This is a genomic window from Streptomyces ferrugineus (assembly GCF_015160855.1).
In the GTDB taxonomy this organism is placed as follows: domain Bacteria; phylum Actinomycetota; class Actinomycetes; order Streptomycetales; family Streptomycetaceae; genus Streptomyces; species Streptomyces ferrugineus.
This window is the reverse complement of record NZ_CP063373.1, coordinates 7,578,498-7,593,511: the sequence shown is the minus strand read 5'-3', so window position 1 is coordinate 7,593,511 and position 15,014 is coordinate 7,578,498. Positions and strand designations below refer to the sequence as shown.

Genomic DNA, 15,014 nt, shown 5'->3' with positions numbered 1-15,014 from the left:
AGTTTCCCACACTCGTGAAGCATGCCGGAACGGGACGAACGTCCCCTCCCAAGTGACCGTCGGGTCGCGGCCTCGACCCGACGTGACGTCCTGAACAGACTGCCCCGCGCCGTTGTCGTACGCGAGCCGTACTCTGGGCCCCATGCAGAGCGCCTCGGACCGGCACGAGTACCCCGCCCACTGGGAAGCCGACGTGGTGCTGCGCGACGGCGGCACCGCACGCATCCGCCCCATCACCGTTGATGACGCCGAGCGCCTGGTCAGCTTCTACGAGCAGGTGTCGGACGAGTCGAAGTACTACCGCTTCTTCGCGCCCTACCCGCGACTGTCCGCCAAGGACGTCCACCGCTTCACGCACCACGACTTTGTGGACCGGGTGGGACTCGCGGCCACGGTGGGCGGCGAGTTCATCGCAACCGTACGCTACGACCGGATCGGCGCCGACGGAATGCCCGCGTCGGCACCCGCCGACGAGGCCGAGGTCGCCTTCCTCGTCCAGGACGCCCACCAGGGCCGCGGCGTCGCCTCCGCCCTCCTCGAGCACATCGCCGCCGTCGCGCGCGAGCGCGACATCCGCCGGTTCGCCGCCGAGGTGCTGCCCGCCAACACCAAGATGATCAAGGTGTTCACCGACGCCGGGTACACCCAGAAGCGCAGCTTCGAGGACGGCGTCGTACGCCTGGAGTTCGACCTGGAGCCCACCGACCGCTCGCTCGCCGTGCAGTACGCGCGCGAGCAGCGGGCCGAGGCGCGGTCCGTGCGCCGGCTGCTGGTGCCCGGCTCCGTCGCCGTCATCGGCGTGGGCCGCACGCCCGGCGGGGTGGGCCGCTCAGTCCTCGGCAACATCAGGCAGGCCGGGTTCACGGGGCGGCTGTACGCCGTGAACAAGGCGTTCCCGGAGGACCTCAAGGATCTCGACGGAGTGCCCGCGCACCGCTCGGTGCGCGAGATCGACGAGCAGGTCGACCTCGCGGTGGTCGCCGTGCCGGCCGCGTACGTCCCCGACGTGGTCGCCGAATGCGGCGAGCACGGCGTGCAGGGCCTGGTCGTGCTCTCCGCCGGGTACGCCGAGAGCGGGCCCGAGGGCCGCGGGCGCCAGCGCGAACTCGTCCGGCACGCACGCGCGTACGGCATGCGCATCATCGGCCCGAACGCCTTCGGCGTCATCAACACCGCCGCCGACGTACGGCTGAACGCCTCCCTCGCCCCCGAGATGCCCCGCCCGGGCCGCATCGGGCTGTTCGCGCAGTCCGGCGCCATCGGGATCGCCCTGCTGTCCCGGCTGCACCGGCGCGGCGGCGGAGTGACCGGTGTCACAGGAGTGTCGACCTTCGTGTCGTCCGGCAACCGGGCCGACGTCTCCGGCAACGACGTCCTGCAGTACTGGTATGACGACCCGGACACCGACGTCGTGCTGATGTACCTGGAGTCCATCGGCAACCCGCGCAAGTTCACCCGCCTCGCCCGGCGTACGGCGGCCGCCAAGCCCCTGGTCGTGGTGCAGGGCGCGCGGCACGGGGGAGCGGCACCGCAGGGCCACACCGTACGGGTCACCCGGCTGCCGCACGCCACCGTGTCCGAGCTGCTGCGGCAGGCCGGCGTGATCCGCGTCGACACGATCACCGAGCTGGTGGACGCGGGCCTGCTGCTCGCGCGCCAGCCGCTGCCGGCCGGCCCCCGGGTGGCGATCCTCGGGAACTCCGAGTCCCTGGGACTGCTGACCTACGACGCCTGCCTGTCGGAGGGCCTGCGGCCGCTGCCGCCGCTGGACCTGACGACGGCCGCGTCGGCGGCGGACTTCCACGACGCGCTCGCGCGCGCGCTCGCCGACGAGACCTGCGACGCGGTCGTCGTCACCGCGATCCCGGCGATCGGCGACATGTCGACCGGCGACGCCGAACTGGCCCAGGCCCTGCGCTCGGCGGCCGAGCGGATGCCGGGCAAGCCGGTGCTGGTGGTGCACGTGGAGCTCGGCGGGCTGGCGGAGGCCCTGTCGGCCGCGGCCAGCACCGCACCCAAGGCGCGTCCCGAGGCGCCCGCCAGCGCGACCCGCGCCCACCCCTTCCGCCCCCTGGACTTCCCGGCCGAGACAGCGCCCGAGCCGGCGGACACCTCCGACGACGCCCCGCGTCTCATCCCCGCCTACCCCGCCGCAGAGCGCGCCGTCCGCGCCCTCGCCGAGGCCGTCAAGTACGCCCAGTGGCGACGTGAGGCGGCCGAGCCCGGCAAGGTGCCCGAGTACGAGGACATCGACGAGAAGGGCGCCGCCCGCCTGATCGACGGGCTGCTCGCGCGCGGGCAGGGCCTCACCCTCGGCACGGACGAGACCTGCGACCTGCTCGGCAAGTACGGCGTCCAGGTACACCGCGCCCTGCACGCCCCCAGCCCCGATGCGGCCGCCGACGCCGCCCGCACCCTCGGCTACCCCGTCGCCCTCAAGGCCACCGCCCCGCACCTGCGGCACCGCGCCGACCTCGGCGGCGTACGGCTCGATCTCGCGGACGAGGAGCAACTGCGGCGGGCGTACACCGAACTGACCGAGCTGTTCGGCAGGCCGGAGGAGCTCAGGCCGGTCGTGCAGAGCATGGCGCCGCGCGGCGTGGACACCGTCGTACGGGCCGTGATCGACCCCGCGGCCGGCGCCGTGCTGTCCTTCGGGCTCGCCGGAGCCGCCTCCCAGTTGCTCGGTGACACCGCGCACCGGCTGATCCCGGTCACCGACCGCGACGCGACCTCGATCGTCCGCTCGATCCGGACGGCACCGCTCCTGTTCGGCTGGCGCGGCTCCACCCCCGTCGACACCCCTGCCCTGGAGGAACTGCTGCTGAGGGTGTCGCGGCTGGTCGACGACCATCCCGAGGTCGTCGCGGTCACCCTGGAGCCGGTCGTCGTCGCCACGCACGGCCTGAGCGTGCTCGGCGCCTCCGTACGCCTCGCACCGCCGCCCGCCCGCGACGACCTCGGGCCGCGGACTCTGCCTACGTACTGAGACCGCCGTGACCGGTCCCTCGCAGTCAGTGCGCCCCCGTAGGATGGGCGTCATGGCCAAGACCAGTACGACGACCCAGGGGCTGCGAGCGGCGATCGAGCGCAGCGGCTACTACCCGGCCCTCGTGGCCGAGGCGGTGGAGGCCGCTGTGGGCGGCGAGCCCATCCGGTCGTACCTGGTCCACCAGGAGACGACGTTCGACCAGAACGAGGTGCGGCGGCATGTGACCGTCCTGGTCCTCACCGGCAACCGCTTCATCGTCAGCCACACCGACGAGCAGGCCGCCGACAGCACCTCCCCGACGCCGTACGCCACGACGTCCACCGAGTCGGTCAAGCTCGGCCGGATCTCCTCGGTCGTGGTCAGCCGCGTGGTCGCCAACCCGGAGCAGTACGCGCCGGGCACCCTGCCCCGCGAGGTCGTCCTCACCATCGGCTGGGGCGCCGTCTCCCGTATCGATCTGGAGCCCGCCGCCTGCGGCGACCCCAACTGCGAGGCCGACCACGGCTACACGGGCAACTCCACGGCGGACGACCTCAGCCTGCGGGTCAGCGAGGCCGGTGACGGCCCCGAGACCGTGCGCCAGGCGCTCGTCTTCGCGCAGTCGCTCTCCGAGGCGACCGCGGACGTCGCCCGCTGATGACGCAGTCCACCGCCTGGGACCCCCACCCGGAACCCCTCGCCGTCACCTCCGCGCCGCCCCCCGAGTACGGCAGCGGCTCGCTCGCCGATCTGCTGCCCACGCTGGCCGCGGGCATGGCCGTACCCGGCATGACCGCCACCATCACCGAGCTGACCGCGGCCGACCGCAACTGCGTGTTCCTGATCGACGGACTCGGCTGGGAGCAGCTCAGGGCACACCCCGAGGAAGCGCCGTTCATGGCCTCGCTGCTGGCCAGCTCGCGCGGCGGCACCGGCCGCCCGATCACCGCGGGCTACCCCGCGACCACCGCGACCTCCCTCGCCTCCGTCGGCACCGGCCTGCCGCCCGGGGCGCACGGCCTGCCCGGCTACACCGCGCGCAACCCCGAGACCGGCGAGCTGATGAACCAGCTGCGCTGGCGCCCATGGACCCCGCCGCGCGCCTGGCAGCCGTACCCCACCGTCTTCGAGCTGGCGCAGCGGGCGGGTGTGCACGCCGCCCAGGTGTCGTCGCCCACCTTCGAGAACACCCCGCTGACCAAGATCGCGCTCAGTGGCGGAACGTTCCTCGGGCGGCTGACCGGCGAGGAGCGCATGGACCTCGCGGCCGAGCAACTGGCCGAGGGCGACCGCTCCCTGGTCTACACGTACTACGCCGAACTCGACGGCTCGGGACACCGCTACGGCGTCGACTCCGACACCTGGCGCGGCCAGCTCATGTACGTCGACCGGCTCGTCCAGCGCCTCGCCGAGCAGCTCCCGCCGCGCAGCGCGCTCTACGTCACCGCCGACCACGGCATGATCGACGTGCCCTTCGACGAGCAGCACCGCATCGACTTCGACGAGGACTGGGAACTGCGCGCCGGTGTCGCCCTGCTGGGCGGCGAGGGCCGGGCGCGGCACGTCTACGCGGTGCCCGGCGCCGCCGGCGACGTCCTGACCTGCTGGCGCGAGGTGCTCGGCGAGCAGTTCTGGGTGGCCTCGCGCGACGAGGCGATCGCCGCGGGCTGGTTCGGGCCGCAGATCGACGAGCGGGTGTACGAACGGATCGGCGACGTGGTCGCGGCCGCGCGGGACGACGTCCTGATCATCGCCTCCGAGCGGGAGCCGAAGGAGTCGGCGATGGTCGGCAACCACGGTTCCATGACCCCCGCCGAGCAGCTCGTACCCCTGCTCGAAGTACGCTCCTGACGACCTTCCTCAGTCCCCTTCGTCGCCGAAAGGTGCTCAACTCGACATGCCCGAGCTGGTGTTCTTCTCAGGCACGATGGACTGCGGGAAGTCAACCTTGGCGCTACAGATCGAACATAATCGAACCGCGCGTGGTCTCCAGGGCCTGATCTTCACGCGTGATGACCGTGCGGGTGAGGGCAAGTTGTCGTCGCGTCTGGGGCTGGTGACCGACGCGGTGGAGGCTGGGCCGGGGCTGGATCTGTACGGGTACGTGGTGGAGGAGTTGTCTCGGGGTGGCCGGGTCGACTACGTGATCGTGGACGAGGCCCAGTTCCTGCTGTCCGGGCAGATCGACCAACTGGCCCGGATCGTGGATGACTTGGAGCTGGACGTCTTCGCGTTCGGCATCACCACCGACTTCCGGACGAGGCTTTTTCCTGGCTCCCAGCGTCTGATCGAACTTGCCGATCGCCTGGAGACCCTGCAGGTCGAGGCGATGTGCTGGTGCGGTGCGCGGGCCACGCACAATGCCCGCACCGTGGGTGGGGAGATGGTCGTCGAGGGGGAGCAGGTCGTCGTGGGCGACGTGGCTCAGTCGGCGGCGGAAGTCGGGTACGAGGTGCTCTGCCGACGTCATCACCGCCGGCGGATGACGAGCGCCACGGCGCGGGCGGCGGCGCTGTCGCCGGACGTGCTGCCGGTCACCGCCACCTGACCTCTGGGCGCGTCCCGAGCGAGGGTTGCAGCGCAACGGCGGGAGCGGCCCGGGCGCTCGAGGACCATGGCTCTGGGGTGGGCACTCAGCGGCAACCGAGGACGAGCTCAGCCCGTACCGGCGGCCCGAGCCCGAGTCACCGAAGCGCGCGGGCCGCGCGGGCGCACCCTCGGAAAGGACCCGGCCTGACCTCTGGCCGGTGAGAAGTGCGTCGACTCACTTGTTGGCCGCGCCGGCCATGGGGGAGCGGGAGGCTCTGGGCCGTGGGTTCGGGAGGGGCGCGTCGTGACTATGTCCGCACATCTTCGGAAGGCTGTCCGATGACCAATACAGCCTCAGTCGAGTCACGTACGCCTAGAGGGCTGGAGGAGATCCGCCTCTGGGGCGATGCGGTGTCCACCCCCGGGCAGGGAGGCTGCACGCCAGGATCAGCGAGTACAGGAAGGCCGCATGGACGCGATCAAGGAGCCCGACTGGGCCGTCGTGGGAATCCTGGGGGCCGCCCGCGGCGCCCAGGGGGCCGACAAGGGCGGAGCCATCGGCACCGAGCATCTACTGGCTGGCATTACCACTGCCAAGGGTGCTGCGCGCGAGGCACTCGCAGACGAAGGGGCGACCAAGACCGCGCTGTTGGCGGTGCTGCGAGACCGGATGGACCGGGACGGTGCGTGGAGCGGTGCCGACGACGTCGAGGCAAGCGTTGCCGCGAAGGACGTGCTGGGGGACGACGGCGACCGGGACAGCTGCTTCACGGGCGCCGCGGCCAGGGCGCTGACCGCGGCGATGGAGCAGGCGCGGCGGGAGGGCGCGGCGAAGTTCGGCGCGGCTCATCTGCTGCGGAGCTTGCTGGAGGAGGACAACCGCGCGGTGGAACTCCTGGGCGCGTGCGGCGTCTCACCACAGGCCGTACGCGTCCGCCTCGACGGCGGCACCGGGGGCAGCCGGGAGGACGGCCTTTCCCCCCTGCTGCACGCCACCCGCGACGTTCTTCTCGGCCGTAGCCACTATCGCCGGATGCCCTTCTGGCAGCGGTGGCTGCTCAAGCTCGGCGGGGTCAACTGGGCGTCCACACCGGCCTGGTGGGTCCGCATGGAGACGTATGAACAGGCACGTCGTCTCGGCCACGGCGCGGTGGGCACCGAGCATGTCCTGCTGGCGATCCTGGCCACCCACGAGGTCGCGCTCCAGTACCCGCATCTCGCAGCGGAGAGCGCCCCCGCGCCCGGCACCCGGTACGCGGGCGGTGAGCGGCTGGCCGGCCTGGGCATCGACTACGCCTCGGTTCACGGCGCTCTGACCGGCGACCGCGTCCGTCTGACGGCCGACGCCCGAGCCGTGGAGCAGTACATCGATGAGGCCGCGGGCCCGAGCGCGGTGGGGTCGGCCGATTCAAGCAGCGGAACGGTGGCCGATCCGGGCACGGGTCCCCTGGTCGAGATCCTGCTGAGGGAGCAGACACGCGCCAAGCAGCTGATCGACGCGCTGACCACCGCAACCGGCGACTGACAGGCCATTCGGTCTCGGCTTCGTCAACATGCCTGCCGCCCAAGCGCTCAGGGGCGTTGAGGGCTCCGTCGTCCTCCTTCCGCGGCCCCGGCAGACCCGTCGGGCGCGGGGCCGATCCCGTCAGGAGGAGGGCTGCGGTCGGCTACTGTGCGCGAATGTCAAACGCGCGTACGCATGGCGGCTATCGGACGGGCGGCCTATGGGCCGCGGCGGGAATCTCGTTCGGTGCCGTGGTGGTCGGCTCGGCGCTCGCCCTGTTCGGCATGCTCGAGTTCGACGAGCGGTGCATGCAGGGGTTGACGCAGGGGCCCGGCCGGCTCCTGCGGGTGCGGGATCAGGCGTTTCCACCTGCCACCATCTGCGAGTTCCAGCACGGAGAGGTCTCCTCCATCGGAGGCCAGGGAGTACTTGAAGTGCTGCTGTGGGGCAGCCTGCTGGTCATGGTCATCTGCCTGTTCACCGCCCTGATCGCGGAGTGTTTCGATCCGCGACTCGGTAGCGATCTGGTTGTGCCGATGACCAGGGCCGAGAAACTCCGCCGCACGGGGGCCGCGTTCTTTGTGACCGGCTCCGTGTTCCTCATGTTCTACACACTGGCCGGATGGAAGCTGTTCGCGGGACCGTCGTCGGCCTGCTCGACGGGAGCGGACTGGACGACCAACGCGCCCAGGACGCTGGAGTACAGCTTCTTCCCGCCCCAGGCGACCTGCCAGTACACCAGCGGCTTGACGCGGCAGATGAATCCCGACTGGATGGCATCACTGGCTGTGGAGTTGGCCGTTCCCGCGCTGATGGCCGGAGTCGGCTTTGCCCTCGCCTGGCGGCGCTGGGGCGTGGAACGGCGGTCGGTGCGCCAAGACGCCGTCCCGGCGATCTCCGGCACCGCTGATCGAAGCGACCCGTCCTAGCCACGACTTGAGTCATATCCCCACCGAACTCGGCCGTCACTGCCCATGCACCCCGTTGGCCGACATTGTGAACGTGACCGTCCACAAGATCGCGGTCCCGGTGAAGGCGTACAAGGTGCGCAGGGGGGACGGCCGTCCTGGGAGGGCTCCCGGGCAAGGCGCGTGAGTATGAGGCCGACGGCCGCAAGGGATTGTGAGAAGTGAGGGTATGGGCATGCCTGCACGAGTGAAGCGCGTCGCGGCGGTGGTGGTCGTGGGCGTACTGGCCGTCGGCGGTTGTTCGTCGGACAAGGACACGGATACATCCGAGGCCAAGCCGTCACCCAGCGCCTCAAAGCCCTCAAGGCCCTCAGAGCCCTCGAAGCCCGCCGAGCCGGCTGAGTCCGCTGAGCCCGCGTCCCCGAGCCCCTCCCCGACCGGCCCGCTGCCCGAGGCCAAGGACGGCAAGGACACCGGAGCCTGCAAGGACGGGAACTGCGAAATCGTCGTCACCGAGCCGGTGGACGTCGTGATCGGCGACGGGTATCTGCACGTCACCGTCAAGTACTCCACAGTCACCCTCATGCGCTTCGATTCCTCGGGATTCCTGGGCTATGTGAGCTTCGGCGACGGCGGGGAAGCCGCGTTCTCGACAGCGGGCGGCAAGAAGACGACCGTCGATGCCACCGTGGTCAACAAGGATGGCGCCGTACTGAAGTTCAGTACGAAGTAGCTCCGTAGGGGAGAAAGAGGCCGAAGCTTCCGAGCGGGCCGGGAGACAGCTCCGAGGCCTGAAGCGGCAAACGCTTCCCATCCAACCGATCGCGGATCAGGCCCAGCGCGTCCACGCACGTCACGGACGTGGACCAGCTGTCGGTGGCGCCGACGCGGCGGTGGCGGACCAACTCGCGCGCGTGGAACTCGCCGACCGGGTCGAGGTGCTCCAGGTCGAGGTTCTGAGCCACGGCCCCGCCCCGCCCCGGGCCGCCGTCAGCACGCATCCTGGATCAGGGAGAACCGGGCCCCCTCCGGGTCCGCCACCGTCGCCACCCGGCCGTGGGCGCTGTCGTGGGCCGGTCGCAGCACATGGCCGCCGAGGTCGACGACGTGGGCCACCGCCTCGTCCGTGTCGGCGACTTCGAAGTACGTCATCCAGTGCGGACCCCGGTCGCGCGGCAGTGCGTTGCCGATGCCGTGGACGCCGGCGACGGGGCGGCCGTCGATGTTCAGGGTGACGTAGTCGAGGTCGGCGGAGACCACCGCCTCCTCCTCGTAGCCGAACACCGTCTCGTAGAACTTGGCGACGTTCACGGACTCGAAGGTCAGCAGCTCGTTCCAGGCCGGGGTGCCCGGCACGCCCGTGATGGCCGTGCCGAGGTGTCTCGCCGCCTGCCAGAGGCCGAAGACGGCGCCGGAGGGGTCGGAGCAGATCGCCAGCCGACCGGCCTCGGCGGCGTCCAGCGGGCCGACCCCGACGGTGCCTCCGCACAGTCGTACCGTCTCGGCGGTCAGGTCCACGTCGTTCGAGGCGAGGTAGGGCGTCCAGGCGATCGGGAGGTGGCGGTCGGGCGGCAGCTGGCCGATGCCGGCCACCTCACGGCCGTCGAGCAGGGCCCGCACGTAAGGGCCGAGCTGCTGGGGGCCGGGCTGGAACTCCCAGCCGAACAGCGCTCCGTAGAACTCCTGGGTCGCGGCCGGCCCGTGCACCATCAGGCTCACCCAGCAGGGCGTGCCGGGCGCGTGCCGAGCGTGCGTCGCGCCGTTCTGGCCGGCCGACCCCCGTGCCTCGGTCATCGTCACTCTCTCCTCGGCCCCTCGCGGTGGCCGCGTAGCTTCCGCAGTCCGGACCCCCGTGCCGATGCTCGCACCACCCGTGGCCACGCGCGCTTCGGGCGCGCCGCCGCACGACGGCCGGTGACCGGAGGATGCCCGGTGTGCGATTCACCGCCCGTTTCCGTGCGATTGCCGACGGATGTCGATCGGCTGTACAGCATGTGCCCGATCCCGTACGCCTCGTGATCGGGCCTGTACGGCGGGAGAGTATCCGGAGCCGACCGCCGCGGCCACCCCGTGCGCGAGGATGGGGGTCATGAACGCCATCATCTCCGCATCCGAACTCGCCGCCGCGCGGGCGGGCGCCAACTCTCCGGTCCTGCTCGACGTCCGCTGGCAGCTGAGCGCCCCCGGCGGGCCCCCGTTCGACGGCCGGGCCGCGTACGAGGCCGGGCACATCCCCGGCGCGGCCTACGTCGATCTGGACCGCGAACTGGCCTCCGCGCCCGGTGCGCACGGCCGCCACCCGCTGCCCGACGTGGCCGAATTCGGTACGGCGATGCGGCGCGCGGGGGTGTCGTCCGGGACGCCGGTGGTCGTGTACGACGGCGGGCAGGGCTGGGCGGCGGCCCGCGCGTGGTGGCTGCTGCGCTGGACGGGGCACCCCGACGTACGCGTCCTGGATGGCGGTCTGGCGGCCTGGCAGGGCCCGCTGGAGACCTCGGTACCGGCTCCGGCGGAGGGCGACTTCGAGCCGGCGCCGGGCGCGGTGGGCCTGCTCGACGCCGACGGTGCCGCGGCGCTCGCCCGGTCGGGCGTACTGCTGGACGCGCGAGCGGGGGAGCGGTACCGCGGCGAGGTCGAGCCCATCGATCCGGTCGCCGGCCACATCCCCGGCGCGCTGTCCGCCCCCACCAACGACAACGTGGCCGAGGACGGCCGCTTCCTGCCCGCCGAGGAACTCGCCGCCCGCTTCAAGTCCCTGGGTGCCGCCGAGGACACCCGGGTCGGCGTGTACTGCGGCTCGGGTGTCTCCGCCGCCCACGAGGTGCTGGCCCTGGCGGTGGCCGGCATTCCGGCGGACCTGTACGTCGGCTCGTGGTCGGAGTGGTCGTCGGACCCGTCCCGGCCGGTGGCCGTGGGGCCGGATCCGCAGTAGGGCGTACGGGGTTGGGGGACCAGGCCCAAGCCCAGGCCCGGGCCCAGGCCAGCGGACGTGCGGGCGTCCCTTTCGCCCCGCAGCACGAGGGCCGCGCTGCAACCAGCGCGGCCCTCGTCCTCGTACGGCCGTGTCCGCAGCCGTACGGCCGACTACTCCTGCTTCTTCCGGCGGGTGCCGAACACGATCTCGTCCCAGCTGGGGACGGCGGCGCGGCGGCCCGGACGGACGCCGTCCGCCTCGGCCTGTCGGTCGGTGGCGCCGATGAGGCGGTCACGGTGGCTGGTGACCGAGCGGGGCATGAGGACGTCCGCGTAGGCGGAGCCGGCCGAGGCGGCGGGCGCGGGAGGCTCCTCCGCGGCCGGTTCGGCGGGCGGCGGCTCCTCCTCCTCTGGCTCCGAGGGGCGCTCCGGGACCACCAGGTCGCCGCGGAAGCTCGGCACCGCCTCCAGCAGACTGGTCAGCGAGTCCCGCTCCTCCGAGGTCTCCTCGGCCGGTTCGGAGGCCTGCGCGGGCAGGCTCGGCCGCTCGCGGTCGAGGGCGCGGTCCATCGAACGCTCGCGCGGAAGCCGGGCGATGCGCGGCACGAACGGGAAGCTGGGCTCCGGCGCGGCGAGGTCCTCGGACTCGCCGATCAGCGAGCGCGCCTCCTCGTCGACTGCCTGGACGAGCCGCCGGGGCGGGTCGTACGTCCAGCTCGCCGAGTGCGGTTCGCCCGCCACCATGTAGACCAGCAGCACCTCCCAGGTGCCGTCGTCGCGGCGCCAGGAGTCCCACTGCACGGTGTCCTTGTCGGCGCCGCGCAGCAGGAGTCGCTCCTGCACGGCCTCGCCGAGCTGGGGACCCGCCGCGTTCTCGCCGGGCCGGCGGACGGGGGTCTTGCGGGCCCGCTCGGCCATGAACGCGCGCTCGGCGAGGACGGGGCCCTCGAAGCGGCGTACGCGGTCGACGGGGATGCCGGCGAGCTGGGCGACCTCTTCCGCGGTCGCACCAGCGCGTATACGCGCCTGGATGTCACGGGGGCGGAGATGGCTCTCCACCTCGATCTCGATCTGGCCGAGTCGGGGCCGGTCGCCGCGCACGGCTGCGCGCAGGCGTTCGTCGATGGGAAGGGTGTACTCCGTTGCGTCGGCAGCCTTGAGCACCAGCCGTGTGCCGTCATTCGAGACGGCCACGACACGCAGTTCGGGCATGGGGACCTCCCGGGTGGTGCCTGCCGACGTCACGTGCGTCGCTGCTTCCGCTAGTCGAGTGTGGCCTGCCCGGGTGCAGCCTGCCACAACCTTGCCGAGTTGCCCGGCGTGTCGGGCGCGGGCCCTGGATCGCCGTTATGGCACGGTTACCTATTCGCAACGCTAAGTGACCAACTCCGTCACCCTGTGCAACTAGCCCCCTCCCGGCGGTCCTTGAAGGCCACGGATGCCCAGGCGGGAGACCGGACCCAGGGCTCGCCACAGTACTCCATTTGGGCCACGTGCGTGGATTGGCACGCCGTCCAACTTCCGGCAAGGGGCCTGACTCGGCCTTCTCCCGGGCGGTTTGGGTCCTGGAAACGTGGCGTACTTCACGCAAACGTCAGAAACGGACCCCGTGCCGGGAGTTGGTTCGAGCCGGTCGGAGGCTACGCCCCCAACACCCTGCGCAGGTAGTCGTTCTGGAACAGGCGGTCTGGGTCGAGACGGTCGCGCAGCGCGGTGAACTCGCCGAAGCGCGGATAGACGTGCGCGAAGTACTCGGCGTCGCGCGTGTGCACCTTGCCCCAGTGTGGGCGCCCCTCGTGCGCCGTGAAAATGCGCTCGGCGGCGGTGAAGTAGCGCTGGTACGGAGTGCCCTTGGCCATGTGAACGGCGATGTAGGCGCTGTCGCGGCCCGAGGCGGTGGACAGCGTGATGTCGTCGGCGGGAGCGGTGCGCACCTCGATGGGGAAGCTGACCCGCAGGCCGGAGCGGTCGACCATGGTCTTCAGCTCGCGCAGCACGTCGACGACGGCCTCGCGCGCGACGGCGTACTCCATCTCCACGAAGCGCACCCGACGCGGTGATGTGAAGACCTTGTAGGGGATGTCGGTGTAGGTCCGCGCGGACAGGGCCCTGCTGGAGATCCGGGCGATGGTGGGGATCGTGGCCGGCGCCGCGCGGCCGACCCACTGGGCCACCTGGAAGACGCCGTTGGAGAGCAACTCGTCCTCGACCCAGCCCGCGAGCCGCCCCACCGGCTTCTCCGGGCCCGCGCTGCGGTTGTTGCGCTTGGTGTTGGTGCTGCCGGTGTGCGGGAACCAGTAGAACTCGAAGTGCTCGTTCTCGGCCCACAGTTCGTCGAACTCCGCCAGGACCCGAGCGAACGGCATCGGCTCCTCGCGCGCGGTGAGCAGGAAGACGGGCTCCACGGCGAAGGTGACCGCGGTGACGACGCCCAGGGCCCCGAGGCCGATGCGGGCGGCCGCGAAGACCTCCGGGTTCTCCTTCTCGGAGCAGGCGAGCACCGAGCCGTCGGCGGTGACCAGCTCCAGTCCCTTGATCTGGGCGGCGATCGAGCCCGAGTCGCGGCCGGTGCCGTGGGTGCCGGTGCTGGCGGCGCCGGAGACCGTCTGCTCCATGATGTCGCCCATGTTCGTGAGCGACAGGCCCTCGCGCGCCAGGGCCAGGTTGAGCCGCTTGAGCGGGGTGCCGGCCTCGACCGTGACGGTCATGGCGTCACGGTCGATGTCGCGGATGCCGGTCAACAGTTGAGGGCGGATCAACACACCGTCGGTGGCGGCTATGGACGTGAAGGAGTGCCCGCTGCCGACCGCCTTCACCTTCAGGCCGTCCTCGGCGGCCCGGCCTATCGCCGCCGACAGCTCCTCGACGGAGGCCGGCGTGACCTCCCGCGCGGGGCGCGCGGCGACATTGCCGCCCCAGTTACGCCACGTGCCGTTCCTGCCGCTCGCTGTGCTGCTCAACGGTGCCTCCCCGACGCGGAGCCGGCCTGCTGAGCCGGCGGTACCCCAGGAAACCGACCGCGACCGCGACGGCCCCGGACACCGCCGGAACCCCGTACCCGGCGTCCGCGCCGGCCGCGTCGATCACCCAGCCGGCCATGGAGGAGCCGAGCGCGACCCCGACCGCGAGTCCGGTGCTCACCCAGGTCATGCCCTCGGTCAGTTGCGCGCGTGGTACGTGCTCTTCGATCAGGGACATGGTGGTGATCATCGTGGGAGCGACGGCCATGCCCGAAACGAACAGCGCCACGGCCAGAAACGGCAAGTTTCCGACCAGTAGGAGGGGGATCATACTCACGGCCATCGCGCATACGCCCAGCAGCCAACGGCGTTCGGGCGCCCCGCTGAAGCGCAACAGCCCGAACACCGCCCCCGCCGCGCAGGAGCCCGCCGCGTACAGGGCGAGGACCACGCTCGCGGCGCCCTTGTGACCCTGCTCGTCGGCGAAGGCCACGGTGACCACGTCGACGGCGCCGAAGATCGCTCCGGTCGCCACGAACGTGGCCACCAGGACCTGGAGTCCGGCGGAGCGCAGGGCCGAGCCGCCGCCGTGCTGCTCACGCGGATGCGGCGCGGGCTCGGTGGCCCGCTGCGCGGTCAGCCAGAAGACACCGACCGCCAGGAAGCAGCCGGCGAGCAGCGGCCCGGCCTCCGGGAACCAGGCCGTGGACAGGCCGATGGAGATGATCGGCCCGAAGATGAAGCACACCTCGTCGATCACGGACTCGAAGGAGTACGCGGTGTGCAGCCGGGGCGTCCCCCGGTACAGCGCGGCCCAGCGGGCCCGGATCATCGCCCCGACGCTCGGCACGCACCCGATGCCGACGCAGGCCACGAACAGCACCCAGTCCGGCCACCGGTAGTGCGCGGCGAACAGCAGCAGGGCCCCCGCCGTGAGCGAGATCAGCGTCGCCGGCCGCAGCACCCGCCGCTGCCCGTACCGGTCGACCAGCCGCGAGACCTGGGGCCCCGCCACCGCGGCGGACAGCGCGATGGTGGCCGACAGGGCACCGGCGAGGCCGTACCTCCCGGTGAGCTGGGAGACCATGGTCACCACGCCGATGCCCATCATCGACAGCGGCATCCGGCCGAGGAAGCCGGCGGCGGAGAAGGCCTTGGCGCCGGGGGCGGCGAACAGGGCGCGGTAGGGGCTGGGCACGGGGGACTCCGGTCGGGCGGAAGCAGCGGGG

Annotated in this window: 13 protein-coding genes; 8 read left to right on the top strand and 5 right to left on the bottom strand. The window is 71.8% G+C overall.

Going from position 1 to position 15,014, the window contains the following annotated elements:
- The first annotated feature begins 142 nt into the window (after positions 1–142).
- The 7 genes from IM697_RS33915 (at position 143) to IM697_RS33885 (ending at position 8,645) form a co-directional block, all read left to right on the top strand.
- Positions 143–2,989 (top strand): bifunctional acetate--CoA ligase family protein/GNAT family N-acetyltransferase, encoded by a 2,847-nt coding sequence (locus IM697_RS33915; protein WP_194039904.1) that lies wholly within the window; start codon positions 143–145, stop codon positions 2,987–2,989.
- A 52-nt stretch (positions 2,990–3,041) separates the two neighbouring features.
- Positions 3,042–3,629 carry a DUF5998 family protein gene (locus tag IM697_RS33910; RefSeq protein ID WP_194039903.1) on the top strand — a complete coding sequence of 196 codons (588 nt, stop codon included), beginning with the start codon at positions 3,042–3,044 and terminating at the stop codon, positions 3,627–3,629.
- Positions 3,629–4,822, top strand: coding sequence for an alkaline phosphatase family protein (locus IM697_RS33905; protein WP_194039902.1), 1,194 nt, complete (start codon positions 3,629–3,631; stop codon positions 4,820–4,822). Before IM697_RS33910 ends, IM697_RS33905 begins: the two co-directional genes overlap by 1 nt.
- A 46-nt stretch (positions 4,823–4,868) precedes the next feature.
- Positions 4,869–5,519: a thymidine kinase gene (locus tag IM697_RS33900; protein WP_194039901.1), complete on the top strand. Its 651-nt coding sequence runs from the start codon at positions 4,869–4,871 to the stop codon at positions 5,517–5,519.
- Positions 5,520–5,969: 450 nt separating this feature from the next.
- Positions 5,970–7,025 carry a Clp protease N-terminal domain-containing protein gene (locus tag IM697_RS33895; protein WP_194039900.1) on the top strand — a complete coding sequence of 352 codons (1,056 nt, stop codon included), beginning with the start codon at positions 5,970–5,972 and terminating at the stop codon, positions 7,023–7,025.
- Between the two features lie 230 nt (positions 7,026–7,255).
- Positions 7,256–7,933, top strand: a complete 678-nt coding sequence (locus IM697_RS33890; RefSeq protein ID WP_228044285.1) for a hypothetical protein — start codon at positions 7,256–7,258, stop codon at positions 7,931–7,933.
- 214 nt (positions 7,934–8,147) lie between these two features.
- Positions 8,148–8,645, top strand: a complete 498-nt coding sequence (locus IM697_RS33885; protein WP_194039898.1) for a hypothetical protein — start codon at positions 8,148–8,150, stop codon at positions 8,643–8,645.
- Here the strand turns inward: IM697_RS33885 and IM697_RS33880 are convergent.
- Positions 8,632–8,877, bottom strand: a complete 246-nt coding sequence (locus IM697_RS33880) for a hypothetical protein (protein ID WP_194039897.1) — start codon at positions 8,875–8,877, stop codon at positions 8,632–8,634. The genes IM697_RS33885 and IM697_RS33880 overlap by 14 nt on opposite strands.
- A 25-nt stretch (positions 8,878–8,902) precedes the next feature.
- Positions 8,903–9,706, bottom strand: coding sequence for a VOC family protein (locus IM697_RS33875; protein ID WP_194039896.1), 804 nt, complete (start codon positions 9,704–9,706; stop codon positions 8,903–8,905).
- Between the two features lie 295 nt (positions 9,707–10,001).
- Between IM697_RS33875 and IM697_RS33870 the strand changes: the two genes are divergently transcribed.
- Positions 10,002–10,844, top strand: a complete 843-nt coding sequence (locus IM697_RS33870; protein ID WP_194039895.1) for a sulfurtransferase — start codon at positions 10,002–10,004, stop codon at positions 10,842–10,844.
- A 152-nt stretch (positions 10,845–10,996) separates the two neighbouring features.
- On the opposite strand, the gene sepH is transcribed toward IM697_RS33870, so the two are convergent.
- The 3 genes from sepH to IM697_RS33855 form a co-directional block, all read right to left on the bottom strand.
- Positions 10,997–12,037 carry a septation protein SepH gene (gene sepH / locus IM697_RS33865; protein WP_194039894.1) on the bottom strand — a complete coding sequence of 347 codons (1,041 nt, stop codon included), beginning with the start codon at positions 12,035–12,037 and terminating at the stop codon, positions 10,997–10,999.
- Between the two features lie 428 nt (positions 12,038–12,465).
- Positions 12,466–13,785 carry a D-arabinono-1,4-lactone oxidase gene (locus IM697_RS33860; RefSeq protein WP_194039893.1) on the bottom strand — a complete coding sequence of 440 codons (1,320 nt, stop codon included), beginning with the start codon at positions 13,783–13,785 and terminating at the stop codon, positions 12,466–12,468.
- A complete protein-coding gene (locus IM697_RS33855) occupies positions 13,745–14,983 on the bottom strand; it encodes an MFS transporter (RefSeq protein WP_194039892.1) in 1,239 nt (412 codons plus the stop codon). Before IM697_RS33855 ends, IM697_RS33860 begins: the two co-directional genes overlap by 41 nt.
- Positions 14,984–15,014: the final 31 nt, after the last annotated feature.

Coding starts and splice junctions, on each gene's coding strand:
- IM697_RS33915 (WP_194039904.1), top strand. CDS start 143: ATGCAGAGCGCCTCGGACCGGCACGAGTACCCCGCCCACTGGGAAGCC.
- IM697_RS33910 (WP_194039903.1), top strand. CDS start 3,042: ATGGCCAAGACCAGTACGACGACCCAGGGGCTGCGAGCGGCGATCGAG.
- IM697_RS33905 (WP_194039902.1), top strand. CDS start 3,629: ATGACGCAGTCCACCGCCTGGGACCCCCACCCGGAACCCCTCGCCGTC.
- IM697_RS33900 (WP_194039901.1), top strand. CDS start 4,869: ATGCCCGAGCTGGTGTTCTTCTCAGGCACGATGGACTGCGGGAAGTCA.
- IM697_RS33895 (WP_194039900.1), top strand. CDS start 5,970: ATGGACGCGATCAAGGAGCCCGACTGGGCCGTCGTGGGAATCCTGGGG.
- IM697_RS33885 (WP_194039898.1), top strand. CDS start 8,148: ATGCCTGCACGAGTGAAGCGCGTCGCGGCGGTGGTGGTCGTGGGCGTA.
- IM697_RS33875 (WP_194039896.1), bottom strand. CDS start 9,706: ATGACCGAGGCACGGGGGTCGGCCGGCCAGAACGGCGCGACGCACGCT.
- IM697_RS33870 (WP_194039895.1), top strand. CDS start 10,002: ATGAACGCCATCATCTCCGCATCCGAACTCGCCGCCGCGCGGGCGGGC.
- sepH (WP_194039894.1), bottom strand. CDS start 12,037: ATGCCCGAACTGCGTGTCGTGGCCGTCTCGAATGACGGCACACGGCTG.